The sequence below is a fragment of the Hydrococcus rivularis NIES-593 genome (assembly GCF_001904635.1).
GTDB lineage: Bacteria > Cyanobacteriota > Cyanobacteriia > Cyanobacteriales > Microcystaceae > Hydrococcus > Hydrococcus rivularis.
Genome location: NZ_MRCB01000020.1, coordinates 1 through 18337, shown reverse-complemented (window position 1 = coordinate 18337; position 18337 = coordinate 1). Strand labels below are relative to the sequence as shown.

Annotated in this window: 18 protein-coding genes; 11 read left to right on the top strand and 7 right to left on the bottom strand. The window is 44.2% G+C overall.

What is annotated here, in order from left to right; translation table 11 throughout:
* Window positions 1–11 precede the first annotated feature (11 nt).
* The 3 genes from NIES593_RS15645 to NIES593_RS15635 form a co-directional block, all read right to left on the bottom strand.
* Entirely contained in the window at window positions 12–665 is a 654-nt protein-coding gene (locus NIES593_RS15645) for an SET domain-containing protein (protein ID WP_073600470.1), read from the bottom strand.
* A gap of 476 nt (window positions 666–1141) precedes the next feature.
* The gene (locus NIES593_RS15640) at window positions 1142–2530 is read right to left on the bottom strand and encodes a UDP-glucose dehydrogenase family protein (RefSeq protein ID WP_073600469.1); all 1389 of its coding nucleotides are present in this window, start codon (window positions 2528–2530) and stop codon (window positions 1142–1144) included.
* Between the two features lie 108 nt (window positions 2531–2638).
* Window positions 2639–3565 carry a UDP-glucuronic acid decarboxylase family protein gene (locus tag NIES593_RS15635; protein WP_073600468.1) on the bottom strand — a complete coding sequence of 309 codons (927 nt, stop codon included), beginning with the start codon at window positions 3563–3565 and terminating at the stop codon, window positions 2639–2641.
* Window positions 3566–3822: 257 nt separating this feature from the next.
* On the opposite strand from NIES593_RS15635, the gene rnhA reads away from it, so the two are divergent.
* Together rnhA and NIES593_RS15625 are read left to right on the top strand one after the other, a co-directional pair.
* The gene (gene rnhA / locus NIES593_RS15630; protein ID WP_073600467.1) at window positions 3823–4323 is read left to right on the top strand and encodes a ribonuclease HI; all 501 of its coding nucleotides are present in this window, start codon (window positions 3823–3825) and stop codon (window positions 4321–4323) included.
* Window positions 4324–4330: 7 nt separating this feature from the next.
* Complete coding sequence (locus tag NIES593_RS15625) at window positions 4331–4771, top strand: secondary thiamine-phosphate synthase enzyme YjbQ (protein ID WP_073600466.1); 441 nt, start codon at window positions 4331–4333, stop codon at window positions 4769–4771.
* 11 nt (window positions 4772–4782) lie between these two features.
* Here the strand turns inward: NIES593_RS15625 and NIES593_RS15620 are convergent, their stop codons facing one another.
* Window positions 4783–5853 (bottom strand): aromatic ring-hydroxylating dioxygenase subunit alpha, encoded by a 1071-nt coding sequence (locus tag NIES593_RS15620; protein WP_073600465.1) that lies wholly within the window; start codon window positions 5851–5853, stop codon window positions 4783–4785.
* An 82-nt stretch (window positions 5854–5935) separates the two neighbouring features.
* Here NIES593_RS15620 and NIES593_RS15615 point away from each other — a divergent pair, with 82 nt between their 5' ends.
* The 3 genes from NIES593_RS15615 (at window position 5936) to NIES593_RS15605 (ending at window position 8563) form a co-directional block, all read left to right on the top strand.
* Entirely contained in the window at window positions 5936–6394 is a 459-nt protein-coding gene (locus NIES593_RS15615) for a hypothetical protein (protein ID WP_073600517.1), read from the top strand.
* Window positions 6391–6873, top strand: a complete 483-nt coding sequence (locus tag NIES593_RS15610) for a P-loop NTPase family protein (protein ID WP_073600464.1) — start codon at window positions 6391–6393, stop codon at window positions 6871–6873. The genes NIES593_RS15615 and NIES593_RS15610 overlap by 4 nt, the downstream gene beginning before the upstream one ends.
* A 175-nt stretch (window positions 6874–7048) precedes the next feature.
* On the top strand, window positions 7049–8563 hold the full coding sequence (locus NIES593_RS15605) for a DEAD/DEAH box helicase (protein ID WP_073600463.1): 1515 nt from the start codon (window positions 7049–7051) through the stop codon (window positions 8561–8563).
* A 382-nt stretch (window positions 8564–8945) separates the two neighbouring features.
* On the opposite strand, the gene NIES593_RS15600 is transcribed toward NIES593_RS15605, so the two are convergent.
* A complete protein-coding gene (locus tag NIES593_RS15600) occupies window positions 8946–9971 on the bottom strand; it encodes an ABC transporter permease (RefSeq protein ID WP_073600462.1) in 1026 nt (341 codons plus the stop codon).
* A gap of 79 nt (window positions 9972–10050) precedes the next feature.
* Window positions 10051–10332 carry a DUF7219 family protein gene (locus NIES593_RS15595; RefSeq protein ID WP_073600461.1) on the bottom strand — a complete coding sequence of 94 codons (282 nt, stop codon included), beginning with the start codon at window positions 10330–10332 and terminating at the stop codon, window positions 10051–10053.
* A 242-nt stretch (window positions 10333–10574) separates the two neighbouring features.
* Here NIES593_RS15595 and purC point away from each other — a divergent pair, with 242 nt between their 5' ends.
* From purC to NIES593_RS15570, 5 genes are all read left to right on the top strand, one after another.
* The gene (purC, locus tag NIES593_RS15590; protein WP_073600516.1) at window positions 10575–11312 is read left to right on the top strand and encodes a phosphoribosylaminoimidazolesuccinocarboxamide synthase; all 738 of its coding nucleotides are present in this window, start codon (window positions 10575–10577) and stop codon (window positions 11310–11312) included.
* Between the two features lie 478 nt (window positions 11313–11790).
* The gene (locus NIES593_RS15585; protein WP_342747370.1) at window positions 11791–13869 is read left to right on the top strand and encodes a BamA/TamA family outer membrane protein; all 2079 of its coding nucleotides are present in this window, start codon (window positions 11791–11793) and stop codon (window positions 13867–13869) included.
* An 80-nt stretch (window positions 13870–13949) separates the two neighbouring features.
* Window positions 13950–14786: a UDP-3-O-acyl-N-acetylglucosamine deacetylase gene (gene lpxC / locus NIES593_RS15580; protein ID WP_073600459.1), complete on the top strand. Its 837-nt coding sequence runs from the start codon at window positions 13950–13952 to the stop codon at window positions 14784–14786.
* A gap of 73 nt (window positions 14787–14859) precedes the next feature.
* Entirely contained in the window at window positions 14860–15354 is a 495-nt protein-coding gene (gene fabZ, locus NIES593_RS15575; RefSeq protein ID WP_073600458.1) for a 3-hydroxyacyl-ACP dehydratase FabZ, read from the top strand.
* A gap of 554 nt (window positions 15355–15908) precedes the next feature.
* Window positions 15909–16604 (top strand): HAD family hydrolase, encoded by a 696-nt coding sequence (locus NIES593_RS15570; RefSeq protein WP_073600457.1) that lies wholly within the window; start codon window positions 15909–15911, stop codon window positions 16602–16604.
* Window positions 16605–16608: 4 nt separating this feature from the next.
* Here the strand turns inward: NIES593_RS15570 and NIES593_RS15565 are convergent, their stop codons facing one another.
* Window positions 16609–17235, bottom strand: coding sequence for a CPP1-like family protein (locus tag NIES593_RS15565; RefSeq protein ID WP_073600456.1), 627 nt, complete (start codon window positions 17233–17235; stop codon window positions 16609–16611).
* A 353-nt stretch (window positions 17236–17588) separates the two neighbouring features.
* Here NIES593_RS15565 and NIES593_RS15560 point away from each other — a divergent pair, with 353 nt between their 5' ends.
* Window positions 17589–18293 carry a response regulator transcription factor gene (locus tag NIES593_RS15560; protein ID WP_073600455.1) on the top strand — a complete coding sequence of 235 codons (705 nt, stop codon included), beginning with the start codon at window positions 17589–17591 and terminating at the stop codon, window positions 18291–18293.
* Window positions 18294–18337: the final 44 nt, after the last annotated feature.

The following is an 18337-nucleotide window of genomic DNA, read 5'->3' as shown; positions in this document are numbered from 1 at the left end:
ATGTCAAATTTTCAACTATTTCGAGTATTCGGTCGAGTTGATAAAGTCTTAAAAATTTCTTTTCTAGAGTTTTCGTAATAACATCTTAGGAGTGAATCCATTGGTTCTTTTCCTTCTGCTACGGCTTCAATTTTATCTAAGTATTTCTTCTTGATTAGAGATCTTAAAGGTTGTTCTACTTTATTAATACAACGCATTGCTTCTTCGGCTTGACTTTCTAATATCTTGTAACAATCGAAAAGATCGTCAGCTTTAACTCGTCTGGCTGTACCGTCTTCTAATAGATAATCAAATGCATGGTCGATGTTATACCAGCGGTAGTCATCTGTTAATTCTTCTCCCGCATAGATATCTCGTGAAGCTATGGAAAATTCATAGGGAGTAGGAAGACAGGTTGGTTGAGAACTGTGGTTGACAAATTGACCGATATCCCAACAGAGTAGATATTTTCCTTTACTATCTAGATAAATAGTATCGCGAAAACCATATATTCTGACTCGCTCTTGAAGTAATGGATCGAGAGAATTAATTTGTGCTTCGTCTAATTTAGGATCTAGTTCATCTAACACCCAAATGATAGTTCCTTTAGGAATAAAATTTGTGACAAATACACCATATCCTACGGTTTCGTTAACAAAACCCAGTCGTGTATGAGGATGCATCATAAACTTTAAAAATAGTTTTTACTGACAAAAATTTTGGCTGGTAATTCTAAACACTCGCTCTTGAACCCAGAAGACATTTGAAAACTCCATTCTGTCATTCTGAGTGCAGTAGAACATAACGAAGAATCTCTGTTTGGAGTTGGTATGCTAAATAGATTTTCGAGTCAGTAGAATACAGGATTTTTTCCCTTTTTCTTTTCTCTTTTCTCCCAATCGACCAATTTTGTTTCTCATCTAACTGAAAAGCGTTATAAGATGTTTTGCTTCGCGATCTCTACGCTCAACATGACATCTTATTTATACTTTTAAGACAACCTGTAAAAGAAGAACTTGTGCCTCGTACAACAACCTTACTATAAGGCTCGCCCAAACAAGTTTAAAAATCCTGATAATTCATACATATAGTCATAAAAAGGCAAAATAAGCAGTTAAAGAAACTTATTTTGCCTTTCGAACGATTGATGCTCGTTTGCGCTTTAACGACCGATGCCAACGTAGCGGAAACCGGCTTTTTCTAAAGCTTCCCGATCGAGAAAATTACGACCGTCAATCATCACTGGATTGGTCATCAGCTTTGCCATTTTTTCGTAGTTGAGTTTGAGAAATTCTTGCCAATCGGTAACTAATACCAAAGCATCGCAACCATCGGCGAGCATTTCAGGATTGGTTTCAATAATGACCCCAGATAATCCATGACTCAAACCCGATTGAGAAACGATTGGATCGTAAGCCTTTACTCTAGCACCGAGACGATTGAGTTGTTCGATGAGAATTAGTGCGGGGGCATCTCGCATGTCGTCGGTATCTGGCTTAAAGGTTAGACCCAACAAACCGACAGTTTTGCCCTTGAGGATTTTCAGTTCTTGCTGGAGTTTTTCGATCGCGATCGAACGCTGACGCTTGTTGACATTGACCGCCGATTTGAGCAATTCGGCTTCGTAGCCGTAGTCTTCAGCCGTATGAATCAACGCCGAGACATCTTTTGGGAAACAAGAACCGCCCCAGCCGATGCCGGCTTGTAAGAATTTATCTCCGATGCGGGAGTCTAAGCCAATTCCTTTGGCGACTTGCGTGACATCGGCACCGACGCGATCGCAAATATTGGCTACTTCATTAATAAAACTAATCTTAGTTGCCAAAAAGGCATTAGCGGCATATTTAATCATTTCTGCAGAACTTAAGTCCGTCACTACCACGGGAACGGGAGGCAAGGACTGGTCTTGGGCAAATTTGCGTTCTACCAGGGGAGCATAAAGTTCCTGCATCATCGCGATCGCTTTTTGACTGTTGCTTCCTAATACGATGCGATCGGGATTGAAGGTATCATAAACCGCAGACCCCTCCCGCAAAAATTCGGGATTGCTGACGACATCGAAATTAGCCATCATTTCTTTAGTCGGTTCGCTGCTTCCGCCTGCGGTCACTAAAGATTTTAGGCGTTCGGCTACGCCATCGAGGACGATCATTCTTACCCAGTCTCCAGAACCAATGGGAACGGTGGACTTATTAACGATGACCTTATAAGTGCTACTATCGAGATGGGCGCCGATCCCGCGAGCAACCGCTTCCACATAGCGCGTATCGCTTTCGCCAGTTGGTAATGCCGGCGTGCCAACGGCAATAAACAAAATCTCTCCGTGTTTTACGCCAGCCGCGAGATCCGAGGTAAACTCCAAACGTCCCGATTGGGCGGAAGACTGCATCAGTTCCGACAATCCCGGTTCGTAAATAGGCGATTGTCCCGATTTCATCAATTTGACTTTTTCTTCGTTGTTGTCAACGCAGATGACGTGGTGTCCGATGTGAGCGAGGCAAACTCCTGTAACTAAGCCAACATATCCAGTGCCGATCACACAAACGCGCATACAGTTCGATCCTTTTTGTGATTTTTGACGTTTTACTTGTGACTTTTATACGCAAAATATCGCGTCTCTACCATACGGGCGAAGAGATCTGTACCCGTACTTCTAGCTTTAAGAAAGACGTTCCCGAAAATCTTCGATCGTCAGTTTTAAGCCCTCTTTTAGGGGAATAGTCGGTTCCCAATCTAGGTATGTTTTAGCACGGGTAATATCCGGCTGTCGCTGTTTGGGGTCGTCTTGCGGCAAGGGTTTGAATACTAATTCTGCATCGGGATTAATCATATTTTGAATGACCTGAGCCAATTCTAGAATGGTATATTCTCCGGGGTTGCCTAAGTTAACGGGACCGATATAGTCGCTGTTCATCAGGCGGATAAATCCTTCTACTAGGTCAGAGACATAGCAAAAACTGCGAGTTTGAGACCCATCGCCGTAAACGGTTAGAGGATCGCCTCGCAAGGCTTGAACGATAAAATTACTGACGACGCGACCATCATTTTCCAGCATCCGAGGACCATAGGTATTGAAGATGCGCGCTACTCGAATATCTACTTTGTTTTGTCGGTGGTAGTCGAAGGCTAGGGTTTCAGCCACGCGCTTGCCTTCGTCGTAGCAAGACCGGATCCCCGTGCAGTTGACATTGCCGCGATAGTCTTCGGGTTGGGGATGCACTTCTGGGTCGCCATATACTTCTGAAGTAGAAGCTAGGAAAAATCTCGCTTTGATCCGCTTGGCTAACCCCAGCATATTTAACGTTCCGATGACGTTAGTTTTGATGGTTTTGACGGGGTTATATTGATAGTGAACTGGAGATGCGGGACAAGCGAGGTGGTAGATCTGGTCTACCTCTAGGCGAATAGGTTCGGTAATATCGTGACGAATTAGTTCAAAATAGGGATGGTCTAACCACTTAAGAACATTGCGTTTATGCCCTGTATAAAAGTTATCGAGGCAGAGAACTTCATGCCCCGCTTCCATCAGGCGATCGATGAGATGGGAACCTATAAAACCGGCACCACCCGTAACTAAGATTCTCATGCAACTGACCGTTCAAAATATAAAGTTAATCTTAAACTAAATCTTGTCCTGGATTTTTGCCAAGCTCTCGCCAGCAGCGATCGCATTCACGTAATTTTACTTACAATCTCATAATTATCTAATGCCATTATTTTTTTCTTACAATAAATCGTCAATATCATTCAGTCAACTTCACTAAATCTTTAAAGGATTTATGAATTTACTTCTGGAAATTTCCTCAATTTCTCGATTATTTCCCCAATCAAGCCGAATTGTAGATGAGTGAATCTCTTAAGGAAGTTACGATATATACCGATGGAGCCTGTCTGGGCAATCCTGGTGCGGGCGGGTATGGTGTTGTTCTGATCTATGGGCGACATAGAAAAGAACTATCGGGCGGGTTTCGCTTAACTACCAATAACCGCATGGAAATTCTGGCTGCTATTGCGGGATTGATGGCGCTCAAAACTAAATGTACCGTTACTTTGTATACTGATTCTCAATATCTGGTTAATGCCATAACCAAGGGCTGGGCGCGGCAATGGCAGAAAAATGGCTGGAAGCGCAACAAAAAGGAAAAGGCGAAAAATTCCGATTTGTGGGAGCAATTGTTGAATTTATGCGCGCAACATGAAGTTAACTTTATTTGGGTAAAAGGACACGCAGGCAATCCAGAAAATGAATATTGCGATCGCTTGGCTGTCAGCGCGGCACTACAAAAAGATTTACCGCCAGATGCAGCATATGAAAATTGTATGAAATCCGAAGAGTCATCTTAATATTTCTATGCAAATTATTAATGAAATTCTCGATATAGAAACCGATAGCAGGATTGGAATTTATAACGTTACTCCTCTGCTTGAAAAAATTCTGCTCGAAACCTCGATTAAAAGCGGACAGGTTTTAATCTTTTCGAGACATACAACAACGGCATTAACGATTAATGAATATGAAGAAAGACTGCTAGAAGACCTCAAAAGTTACTTGAGAAAATTAGCGCCTCAATCAGAAAAGTATCTCCACAATGACCTTCATTTGCGCAAAAATATTCCGCCCGACGAACCAATGAATGCCCACTCTCATCTGATGGCGATGACGCTAAGTACTAGCGAAGTCATTCCCGTTGTCGATGGCAAATTGGGATTAGGAACTTGGCAATCGGTGTTATTTTGCGAACTCGACGGCCCTCGCAAGAGAACCTTATTAATTCAAGTCTGCGGGCAGTAAATCTTCTTACATCATTGATAATTCCCCATCGCTGCTTGTTGACAAATTAATTTTTGTACGCTTGCGATCGCGGGATTTAGTTCGTAAGTCCGACGGCCAGGATCGTTAAGATATGCCTGCTGTTCTTGTTCGATCATCTCTACATCCTGACGAACTAAACCATCTAATAATTTTTGCGCCGAACCAAACAAACTATTTTTAAGGTAGCGACGAAACCTGACAGGTAATTTATGTAAGCGCCAAAAGGAATTGAGAGAAGTAAAATGAATTAAATAAGCGCGAGTATAATTTTGATTAACCGGACAAAATAAACAATAAATTTTGAAATCTTTTCCTAATGTAGATACCCAATGGGGATACACATAACTCACATCTAAAGGTTCTGGATGGAGACGACGGAAAGCAGGGAAAAATAACTGCGAAATCGACCAAATTTTATCGATTTTGTAATAACTTTGGGCTTCATAATGAGCCTTTACTTGTTTCTCATCTGTATTTAAATCTTTTAAAGATGCTGAGGTCCAAGCTTGATAGTCATTGTGTAGATGCCCGTGATACATATCCATTAGATTTTCTATTAAAAAAGAATAATGTCCTTTACACTCAATACTGGATACAGTAGCAATGTAATTAAGATGTTCCCATTCTGGAACTCCCATCGGTTGTATAGAGTCTCGATCTAATTTGTCTAAATCTCCAGGAAATAGCCAAATAAATCCATCTAATTCTCGTACTGGATAGCGACAAATTTGACAATTAGGTAACTTTTGATTTGAGGCAAGATAGGGAACAGCAACGCAATTTCCCTCCCAATTAAAGCGCCATCCATGGTAAGAACATTCGAGTTCATTGCCAATAACTTTCCCATGACTGAGTTTTACCTGTCGATGGGGACAGCGATCTTCGAGTGCATGAACTTTCCCCGTCTTATCTCGATAGAGAACAATAGCTTGATGCCATAGCGTCACGCCGATGGGTTTATCTCTGACTTCCGTACTGCGTGCCACAACATACCAATGATTTGGGTTAATTCCACAGGTGCGAACATCAACAAACTGGTTTGTTTGGGGGGAAACTTGCATTGTTGTGAAGTGCGATCGCTCTCTTGTTTGGGTTAATTTTGATATAGAATATCGCAAAACTCAAAAAATTCGTGCAGCAATAATGCAGAGTCAGTGGATAACAATTGATGGAATAATTAAGCAGGGACACCAAGTAGCCTCTGGCATGGCTGAAAACAGTCCTTATCCGGGAAGTACAATAGAAATGCAGACACCTTTTTTCCAAAAACTGGGACTGGATTTGACCCCATTCTTTCCAGCTACATTAAATGTATCGATTAGTCCTTATACTTTCACTGTCAAACAGCCAGAATATACTTTCCAAAAGGTTGAGTGGACTTCCAAACATCCTCCCGAAGATTTCTCTTTTTCTCGCTGTCGAGTTGTCTACAATAATATTCGATATGATACCTTAATTTACTATCCCCATCCAGAAACAAAAAAAACGCACTTTCAAGATAATTCAACTGTTGAAATTCTCGCCCCATTAATTCCTAATTTAAGTTATGGCGATCGCATACAAATTGAACTGAATTCATTGGAGATAGAAATTAGTCCGTGAGAAAAATCGTTATATTTGGTAACTCTGGCTCTGGGAAAACCACCTTGGCCTTAAAATTCCAGAGAGAACTAAACATACCAATGCTAGATTTAGATACGATTACCTGGATACCAAATCTGCCAGGAGTAAGAAGAGAAGAAAATGAAAGCGAGAAATTGTTGAATGATTTTATTAATGAAAATCCTCAATGGATAATCGAAGGATGTTACGGAAGCTTAATTGAGAAGGTCGTAAGACATTGCTCAGAAATGATATTCTTAAATCCTGGGATCGAAAAATGTCTAGAAAATAATCTTAAAAGACCGTGGGAGCCACATAAATATAAAACTCCCCAAGAACAAGATACCAATTTGGAATTTTTACAAACCTGGGTTAGAGAATATTACTCTCGCGATGACGAATATTCTTTTAAGTGCCATGAGAAAATATTTAAAGCATTTAATGGCAACAAAAGAGAGATAATCTCAGATACATTTTAGCCAGTGTTTCTACGAAAGAATAACTCTTTCAGGCAACGACCGAATTAGGGTTTCTGCTTATCCCGAACTCAGGTTAAATAGCTAGCGGTAGTCAATTTACTTTCTTAGCAATCTCTCTGCGCCCCTGCGTCTCTGCGAGAGATAATATTCATATTTAAATCTTCCTCATCTCCCTATGGCTCGCATCCCCAAACTAAAATACGATCGGGGTACATTAATCTTACATCCGCCGCCAAAAGGAAAAGAGTGGATCGACTTTGCTAGTTGGGACGATCGCGTTGAAAAATTTCGCATTCCTGCCATTGATTATCGTCCCCTAGTAGAAACGCTACAGGCGACGGGAATAGATTTTATCGACGAAGCAAAAGAATTTATTCCTCTCGAACTGACTCCCAGCTTTGAGAGAGAACCTTATCCCCATCAAAAAGAAGCATTGCAAGCTTGGAAACAAGCAGGCAGAAAAGGCGTTGTCGTTCTGCCTACGGCAGCGGGAAAGACCTATTTGGCGCAACTTGCCATGCAAGCGACTCCTCGCACGACTCTCATTCTCGTGCCTACGTTAGATTTAATGCATCAGTGGTATGCCCAGATAAAAGCGGCATTTCCCGATGTGGAAGTGGGATTGCTGGGAGGAGGATCGCGCGATCGCACTCCCATCCTAATAGCAACCTATAATAGCGCGGCGATTCATTCGGAAGCTTTGGGCGATCGCTATGCACTGCTGATTTTTGACGAATGCCACCACTTACCGACAGACTTCTTTCGTAGAATTGCTGAGGATGCGATCGCGCCCTATCGTTTAGGACTGACTGCAACTCCAGATCGAACCGATGGCACTCATCGGGAGTTGGATGCCCTTATTGGTCCGGTCGTCTATCGTAAAACCCCTGAAGAACTTTCTGGAGGGGCGCTAGCAGAACATAAAATCGTCCAAATTAAGGTTAAATTATCGCAAAAAGAGCGCGAAAGATACGAGAAAGCCCTAAAAATTCGCAACGATTTTTTGCGTCAGTCGAATATTTCTTTAGGGAGTTTAAATGGTTGGCAACTCTTCGTCCAAGCCAGTGCGGGATCGAATGCGGGACGGCGTGCCATGCTTGCCCATCGAGAAGCGAAAGAAATTGCTGCCGGAACTGATGCAAAATTGCGAGTTCTCATCGAATTAATTTGCGAACATTATCCAGAATCCATTCTCATTTTTACTAACGATAATGCAACTGTCTATCGCATCTCGCAAGAGTTTTTGATTCCTGCTATCACTTACCAGACACCCGTCAAAGAACGCCATGAGATTCTAACTCGCTTTCGAGAAAGAGATTACAAAACCCTGGTCACTTCTCACGTTCTCAATGAAGGGGTTGACGTACCCGATGCTCGCATTGCCATTATTCTATCGGGTACGGGTTCGACGCGGGAATACGTACAGCGACTCGGTAGGGTATTGAGAAAGGGCAGCGATCGCAATAAATTGGCAGTCCTATACGAAGTTATAACAGAAGATACCAGCGACGAAAGAACTTCACAACGCAGGCGAGGGACAGAAGATAATCCGAATCAACCTCGACAATTATCGCTCGTTTACTCTCAATCTTCCAATAGCGCAGATCCTCTAGAAACTTCCAAAGCAGCAGAGTCACCCGTTCAGTGGAAACAAGAAGATTCAAAAGACAATCTGACCCTCGATTTCTAAAATTCGATCCGATCTTTATCAACAAGCATAAAGATGCAGTGTTAAGTATTAAAGGCTGGCGATCGCTGTTAAATCCACCCAAGAAAATTAGCGATCGCCAACTATCGTCCTAAGATATTACACTAGAGCGTTTGCTCGCATCGAATAAATGTCATATTCATACCCTTACATTTGTCATGATTAATAAATAAGGGTAACAAGATGTAATACTATTTTTCATGCATTAATGACAGAGATGGTCGATTGCCCTCACCCCTAACCCCTCTCCCAAATAGGGAGAGGGGAGAAGGATGTCGATCGCGAAAACCTGAAAATTGGTGTAAGGCGATGAAAATAACTTCATAGCGTTTTACACCGTTTTACCAGCAAGTAGATGGGGATCTCAATAACGAATGCGAGGATCGATGTAAGCATTGATTAAATCGATTAAAATGCTGGCAAAAACCACAATTGCCCCAAAAAAGACCATAATTCCCTGAACGGTTGGATAATCTCGCAAAGAAATAGCTTCATATAGCCGATTTCCCAAACCGGGCCACGAAAACGTTACTTCTGTTAAAACCGCACCGCCCAACAAGGATGCAAATGTCAGTCCTAGAACTGTAATAACCGGAATCAGGGCATTTTTTAGGGCGTGAGCGAGAAGAATTTGTCGTTCGGGAATGCCTCTTGCTCTAGCAGCTTCTACATAATCTGCTTGCAACGTTTGCTTTAAATTCACCCGCACGATTCGTTCAAAAATCCCGCTCAAAAGAACTCCTAGCGTCAGACTAGGCATAGCCAAATAATGCAAAGCGGTGAAAAATTGAGCGAAATTCCCGGTTAGCAGGCTATCAATCGTATATAGCCCCGTGATTGCTGCGGGTGGAGTTTCGCTCAGCGGAAAACGAGTTCCGAGGGGAAACCAACCAAGCTGGACAGAAAAAATCAATTGCAGGAGCATACCAACCCAGAAAATGGGTAAAGCGTAGGTAACGATTCCAAATAGTCTTCCACCGACATCGATCGCGCTTCCAGGACGAGAGGCAGAAAAAATTCCAATGCCAATACCAACGACTAGAGCAACGACTATACTATAAAACGCCAATTCTAGCGTAGCCGGAAAATGCTCTCGAATGACCTCCCAAACAGCAATTCCCTTGCTGGTAATCGAGTTTCCTAAATCCAAGCGCAGCAAATCCCATAGATAATTTAAATACTGAAGCCAAAGGGGCTGATTTAGTCCTAATTCTTCTCTTAACTTTAACTTAGCGGCTTCGGGAGCGCGATTGCCCAGAATCGCGTCTGCCGTGTCTCCCGGTGTCGCCCGCATCAGCAAAAAGACGATTGTAATAATCGTCCATAACATGAGTGGAGCTAGCAGTAGGCGAGCTAGAATGTAATACTGTAGGGCTTTAGAACGAGACATCTATTGAGTTACCAGTTGTCAGTTATCAGTTTATAGCCTATTGCCGATAACTGGGTCGCTGGTTACTAAGTCGCGATCGCTATTCGTTTTTATTCTCCTTATCATCGCTACCGCCAGCAAAAGGATTTTCTCCAATCCCTAGTTGCTTTTTGCTTTGTCTGAGTTCCTTCCAAAGCGCCTTGATTTGCTCGTAAGCTTCTTCGGGAGCGATCTTGCCGCCAGTTTCTAAATTACAGATATAGCTGACTCGTTGGGCAAATTCTTGTAAATTGGCGTTGAAGACCAGATTTTCTGGCTTCACCTCACCCCGATAGGGACTGCGAGGATAGAGGAAGTCTTCTTTGTCTCTGTTAGCTGCCATTGCTATCGCCCTGCCTGAATTATCCTTATTTTATGGAGATCGAACGCTATTGGTGTTTAAGTTGACTTAGTCTTTTATTAACCTAATGTTAATCTATTATTAACTTTTGCTGAATTCAAATTTAACAGAAGAACTCGAACTATGCTATAGCGCCAGTTTGTATAGCAATGAAAGTTTTACAATTGTCGTAGTCTCAGCGCGATCGCTATTATCAATTCTTTGTATTAAAAATGGAAGGTTCTATGGTAGAAAAACTATATGAAGGAAAAGCCAAGATTCTGTACCCGACAGAAGACGAAGAAATCCTCCTGACCTACTTTAAAGATGATGCAACTGCGTTTAACGCTCAAAAACGAGGGCAAATTCGGGGAAAAGGAGAAATCAACTGTGCGATTTCGGCGGCTTTATTTGAATGGTTAGAATCTCTGGGAATTCCTACTCACTATATCGATCGCCCCGAACGCGATCGCATGCGCGTCAAAGCCGTCAAAATTCTTCCCATAGAAGTTGTCGTCAGAAATATCGCGGCTGGCAGTCTTTGCAAACAGACGGGTTTGCCTGAGGGAAAAATCTTACCATATCCCCTAGTAGAATTTTATCTAAAAAATGATGCCCTTGGAGATCCCCTGCTCACCCGCGATCGCCTGGCCATTTTAGAGCTAGCCACACCGCAACAGCTAGAGCAAATAGAAGCAATGGCCCTCAAAATCAACCAACATTTGCGCGAGTTTTTCGAACGCTGCGGAATTACTCTAGTAGACTTCAAACTAGAATTTGGGCTAGATTCTGGGGGACAGTTGCTCTTAGCCGATGAAATCAGTCCCGATACTTGTCGTTTGTGGGATAAAGCCGAAACCGACCCCAAAGCAAGAGTCATGGATAAAGATCGATTTCGTCGAGATTTAGGAGAGGTAGAATCTGCTTATCAGCGAGTCCAGCAACGGGTTTTAGAACAAATTGCCCAGTTGCGCAACCAATGAGAGAGCGATCGGAACATTGCAAATTAGATACAGTCTCTATCTTCGGTTACTAATCTTCTCTGTGCTATGTTAGTAACTTGTTGCCAGTCGTTTGGTCAATATTAAATAGTAGACCAAAATTGACAATACTTATTTTTGGTGGTGTGTGGACGTGCTCGACAAAATCATAAATGTGAAGCTGTCTCCTGTTGTTTTTTCCCTAGTTATTGCGACAGCAGTGCTCAACTTAGCTAGTTCGGCTAGGGGAGAAACCACCGACCCAATTCTCTCCTCGGCAGAAACCGCTTGGCTCAAGGAGAAAGTCAACCCTTCCGACAGACAAAAGAGCAAGCTTCAGACGGCTTTTGCGCAAGAGCTGCAAAATCGTCTTTCTCTAGAAACGACGATAGTTGCGCAAGCAGACGAGCCGTCAATCTTAGCCGATGCGATCGCGCCTGCAACTCCTCGTGCTTCCGACTCCAAGTCTCAGCGGGTTTCCATGCCTGTAGGTTCTCCGTCTCCAGCAAAGCCTACCGCTGCCTTGCACGAAACGCTGACTGCACAAACACCACCCTTTGAAACGCCAGAAGAAACTCCTACCCTGCAAATCCCCGATTCCGAATCGCAGGAGGCTCCCGCTCCCCAACAAAGCGCCCCTAAGCCTCAAGAAACGCCTCCTCCTCAAGTCCCCGCGCCCGAAACTTCCCCAACTCCAGCTCCAGAAATCCCAGCACCTGAAGATGGAGCAGAATCTCCTGAAGAAGCACCTGCCGAAGAAGCGCGAGTGCTCGTCTCAGAAGTACTCGTTAGCGGTGCTCCTCCGGAATTGACCGATCTGGTCTACAACACCATTCGCACTCGTCCGGGACGAATTGCCACCCGCTCTCAACTACAAGAAGACATCAATGCTATCTACGCTACGGGTTTCTTTGCCAACGTCAGAGTCACCCCAGAAGATACTCCCCTAGGCGTTCGCGTCACTTTTGCCGTCGATCCCAATCCAGTGCTACAGCGCGTAGAAATCCAAACCGTCCCTCCCACAGAAAAACCCCGCGTTTTGCCCGACCAAGTGATAGAGGAGACATTTAAGGAGCAGTATGGTAGGATTCTCAATTTGCGCGACTTGCAACAGGGGATTAAAAAAATCAATGAGTGGTATTCCCAAAATGGTTACGATTTAGCACAGGTAATCGAATCTCCTAAAGTTTCCGAAGATGGAACCGTTACTTTGGTAATCGCAGAAGGGGTTATCGAAGATATCCAGGTCAGATTTTTCGACGAAGAAGACGAGCCAAAAGAAGGAGACACGCGACCGTTTATCGTCACGCGGGAATTAGAGTTAAAGCCGGGAGATGTCTTCAACCGCAATATAGCGCAAAGGGATCTTCAGCGCGTCTTTGGGTTGGGGATCTTTGAGGATGCGAGGCTGTCATTTTCCCCCGGAAAAGACCCGCGTCAAGTCATTGTTAATGTCGATGTGGTCGAGGGCAATACTGCCTCGCTGGCGGCAGGTGCAGGGATTAGCTCCAATAGCGGTTTATTTGGAACGGTGAGCTATCAAGAGCAGAATCTGGGCGGCAATAACCAAACCCTGGGAGCAGAATTGCAGATCGGGGAACGAGAATTCCTGTTTGACGTGAGCTTTACCGATCCCTGGATTGGCGGCGATCCTTACCGCACTTCTTATACGGTTAATGCCTTCCGCCGTCGGTCGATTTCCTTGGTATTTGACGGGGACGACACGCGCTTGACCACGGAGAATGGCGACGATAGTCCCCGCGTCGTTCGTACCGGAGGCGGCATTACCTTTGTGCGCCCGATCGCTGAAAATCCTTATACAAGACCAGATTGGCGACTTTCAGCTGGATTTACTTACCAGCGCGTTCAGATCGAGAACGGAGACGGCGATATCGCGCCCAGATCCTCGCGCGATGACGGATTGCGAGACTTAGCCTTTAGTCCTAGCGGTAAAGATGACTTATTTGTCTTCAGTTTTGGTGCGACTCAGGATTACCGCAATAATACCTTACAACCAACTAGCGGTTCTTTCCTGCGTTTGGGCTTGGAGCAAAGCGTCCCTATCGGCTCCGGTAATATTCTTTTGAGTCGTCTCAGAGCGAGTTACAGTTACTATATTCCGGTTAACTATATTGACTTTGGCTTTGCTGAAGATTCAGAAAAGCTACCCCAGACGATCGCGTTTAACGTTCAGGCAGGAACTGTCCTCGGAGATTTACCGCCCTATGAAGCTTTTGTTATCGGTGGTAGTAACTCGGTGCGCGGTTACGGGGAAGGAGAAGTTGGCGTTGGTCGCAGCTATTTTCAGGCAACCGCTGAATATCGCTTCCCAATTCTTGATTTTATCGGGGCTGCTGTCTTTCTCGACTACGGCACGACGCTGGGTTCTAGCGGTGGCGTTCCCGGCGCTCCTGGCGACGTTCGGAACTTACCGGGTAGCGGTTTGGGCTACGGTCTTGGCGTTCGGGTTCAATCCCCTGTCGGTCCAATTCGGATAGACTATGGATGGAACGACCAAGGAGAATCTCAGCTTCATTTTGGCATTGGAGAAAGGTTTTAAACAGTTATCCGTTATCAGTTATCAGTGACCAGTAGGGGTGCAAAGCTTTGCACCCGTAAAGTTATCATTTACCAAGATCGATGGAAACGACAATCGAGCGATCGTTTGAAATTTCAGGCATAGGACTGCATTCTGGGGCAACGACTTGCGTGCGAGTGTTGCCAGCTAAGGCAGGAGAGGGGCGCTATTTTGTGCGGGTAGATTTGCCCGAATGCCCCTCAATCCCAGCACGGGTGGAAGCAGTTCGTCAGACCACGCTGTCTACAGAACTCGCAACCGCAGCAGGTGCAGTCGGCACGGTGGAGCATCTTCTCGCGGCATTGGCTGGCAGTGGCGTAGATAATGCCAGGATTGAAATTGATGGGGCAGAAGTGCCGCTGCTAGATGGTTCGGCAAAGGTTTGGACGGACGCGATCGCCCAAGTCGGTATTATTCCCCTATCTCAGACGCGACGGGTTGCATCTCTAGATGCCCCCATCTGGATACAAGAAGGAGATAGTTTCGTCGCCGCTTTACCTGCCCCAGAGATTCGCTTTACCTACGGAATCGATTTTCCCTACCAGGCAATTGGCAATCAATGGCACAGTTGGAGTCCCGTTTCAGAAAGCTTCGTCGAGGCGATCGCTCCCGCACGAACTTTCGGTTTTGCCGACCAAATCGAGCAACTGCGACAAGCTGGGTTGATTAAAGGAGGAAGTTTAGAGAACGCCCTCGTCTGCGATCGTCGCTCTGGTTGGCTAAATCCACCCTTGAGGTTTGCAAATGAGCCAGTTCGTCATAAACTTTTAGACTTAGTAGGGGATTTAAGTTTACTAGGAACGATTCCTGTCGCTCATTTCCTTGCGTACAAAGCCAGCCATAAGTTACACGTTCAACTGGCAAAAGCTCTTTGCACGTTAGCGCTCAGTAGTTCATAGATAGTAGCCTAAAGCTACCAACTATTGACTACCAACTACTAACTACCAACTACTAACTGATATCTAATTACCCATGTCTTCCACTATTAATACCAATACTGTCGATCGCCAACAACAGCAAACCTCGCCTGAAAAAACGACTTTTACCGTAGAAGAAATCCAAGCACTCCTGCCCCATCGCTATCCCTTTGCGCTAGTCGATCGCATTATCAATTACGTTCCTGGAAAACGTGCAGTCGGCATCAAAAATTTCACCATCAACGAACCTTTTTTTCCCGGACACATTCCCAGTCGTCCGATCGTGCCGGGAGTGCTGCTAGCAGAATCTATGGCACAAGTCGGCGGCATCGTACTAACCCTTCTTCCGGGTATGAAAGGGAAATTTTTTGCCTATGCGGGGATTGATAAGATGCGTTTTCGCCGTCCGGTCATTCCTGGCGATCGCCTGGTCATAGAAGTGGAATTGCTCTCGTTTAAGCTCAATCGAATTGCTAAAATGCATGGAAAGGCAACGGTTGACGACCAATTAGCGGTAGAGGGAGAGATGTTATTTTCTCTGTTTGAGTGAGAAATTGGGTTTAACTGAGCTGTCAGTCAGCGATTGAAATCGCTGCCTCATATTTCAAGTCGTCTAAAGACGACTAAAGACTAAACAAGTGTTTTAGTCCATTTCAAATAAGATCTTGCACTATTCTCAACAACCGCTGTTGTCATTCATTTTCCGTGCGATCGAAAAAGTCTTCTAAAGAAGACCCAATAGGAATTTCAGTCGATTTTAATCGAGTTGGCATTAACGCCTAGAACTTGAGTTCTAGGCGTTGATGCCAAAGGGGTAAGCTTTCAATTTCAATGGACTTGATATGTAAGCCTGGAAATCAATTTCCAGGTACCTGTTGCTAAGAGTGCAAGCTCTTAGTTTCAATGGACTCGATCTATAGGTTCCAGGAAATTCATTAACTTCGATGTTTATGTTAGGAAAAGGTTTAGTAGGGGCAGGTTTAGAAATCTGCCCCTACCAAAATTTGTGTGTCTTTTCGAGATGGAAACTGCTGTCATAGTTACAGTGTATCTGCTAAGCTAATTTTGATATAAAACTTAACAATATATTGTTTACAGCGCTTAATGTTAAGACTGATTACTGACTTCGACGGTCCCATCATGGACGTTTCAGAACGCTACTATCGCGTTTATCAGTTTTGCTTAGAACAAACAAAACGTCCCGAACAACCCGTTCGCGAACTATCCAAATCGAAATTTTGGGAGCTGAAACGGACAAAAGTTCCAGAACGACAGATTGGCATTCTTTCGGGTCTAGACGAAGCCCAAGCCCGAAAATTTGCTCGCTTGCGCCGTCAAACCGTTCATACGCTTTCCTATTTAGTCTACGATCGCCCCATTCCTAGTGCTGTAGAAACCCTAGAAAGACTACAAAAGCAAGGAATCGATCTGGTCGTCATGACCATGCGTCGAGTGCGAGAATTGGAAGCAGCGTTCGAGCAGTACGATCTCAGAAAATTTTTTCCCTCAGATCGCTGCTATTGTTTAAGCGACGATTATGTCAAAACGGCAGATGTAGAAGACAAACCTTTATTAATGGAGAAAGCTCTCCGAGAATTACCCCTCGCTGCCGATACCTGGATGATAGGAGATACCGAAGCTGACATCATTGCCGCTAAAACCCATAATATTAAAGTAGTTGGCGTATTATCAGGCATTCGCGATCGCGAGCGATTAGAGCAATATCAACCCGACCATATCGCTAAGAACCTCAGTGAAGCCGTCGATCTAGTAATGTCTGCTATCCATGCCATTTCCTAAAACCTCAACGCAGAAAACTACTAATCAGCCAGAACAAGCCAAACGTCACAAGGCAAGCCAACTGTTCGACACTTAACATAAATGAGCTACTGGGCAATCCCAGTAAAGATGCCAAGCCACTTCCCAATCCAATTCCCAAGAGCAAACCCAGCACGGTGAATAATACAGCGCGCCCCAAACGTTGCTCTTTGCGATTGAGCAGATAAATGTTAGCACAAACTCCTATCGCCATTAGCAAAGGAAGCACCGATTCGCTGTTATTTTGGGAAAAAACCGTTAGAATCGACAAAATTAGGAAAACCGCGATCGACCAGAGAAGATCTGACTGAGATGGCGTATCGATCGCGCGCTGCAACCAACTAGGAGATTTAGACACTGAAACAGAGGGAGGTAGAGGAGATACCTCAGCAAGCTTTTCAGGGAAGCGGATTCTATCTGGTACCTTGATTCTTCCTTCTTGGCGCATTCTCAGACGATCCATGATAATGGCATCATAAGCTGCCTCAATGCTTTCAAGAACTTGACTGTCGTCTCGATACTGTTCGATCGAGCGCTGCTTCGCTGCTTGGATCTCCTCAAAGGAGGCATTTTCAGTGACTCCTAGCCTTTCATAGGGATTTTGCTCGCTCATCTAAAACCTCCTTTGATATTGCCATGATGTTAAGTAACCGTGTGGGAAAGGGTAAACTAATTTTGAGAGCGGAAAGCTAAAGCGGATTGAGCGAACGGAATGAACCTTCGAGAAGTCTTGCTTCTTCAAAAAGATGCATTACTTTTAGATTACATTTTCCCTCGATTTTCATTCCATCGAGCTTCTGCTTTTTTACGCTCCTGAAATCACAAAAGGATATCAATATCCTTCCTCAAGCTATAGTTTAGCTTGAGAAACGAACACTAGATAAGGTAAGTATCTAGTTAAAAAATCCCTCTTTACCTGACATCCTAGCAATTTAGCTTCTAATTTTTACCAGGAAAACAAGTGCCATGGCTTCTGCCAAGATTCTAGTTGTAGACGACGACTCAGCAATTCGTAACTTGATCGTTCGCTTCCTGAGCCAGAAAACTTATCAGGTACAGGCGGCAGCGGATGGAAAGTCCGCTATCGATCTATTCAACAAGTTTAACCCCGACCTGATCATTTTGGATGTCAATTTACCCGATGCGCTGGGGTATAACCTATGCGAGCAAATGCAGCGCAACACCAATGTCTTCATTCTCATGCTTACCAGTCGTACTGATGTTGAAGATAAAAAAGAGGGATTCTTAAAAGGAGCAGACGATTATATTACTAAACCCTTCGATCTGCAAGAACTAGAATTTCGAGTTAGAGCTATTTTAAAGCGTCGGCGAGTGATTATTCCCGAAGAAAAGGATTCGCTTGTCTTCGGGAATTTAACCATCGATCCAGAACGCCGAGAAGTGATGGTTAACGACCATCTCGTCACCCTGACTTCTCTAGAATTCGATTTGTTATACTGTTTAGCCAGTCAGCCCGGTCGAGTTTGGAGTCGTGCAGAACTCATTCATCGCGTTTGGGAGTACGACTATGTTGGCGATCAAAGAGTCGTCGATGTCCATATCGGCCAAATTCGCAAAAAGATAGAAACTGATACTTCCCATCCAGCTTTGATTCAAACGGTTAGGGGCGTCGGATATAAATTTGAAGCGACCTCCGTCACTGGAGTTTAGACTAAAAAAGAAAGAACGGCAGCCAAAAGAGAACTTTAGCTACC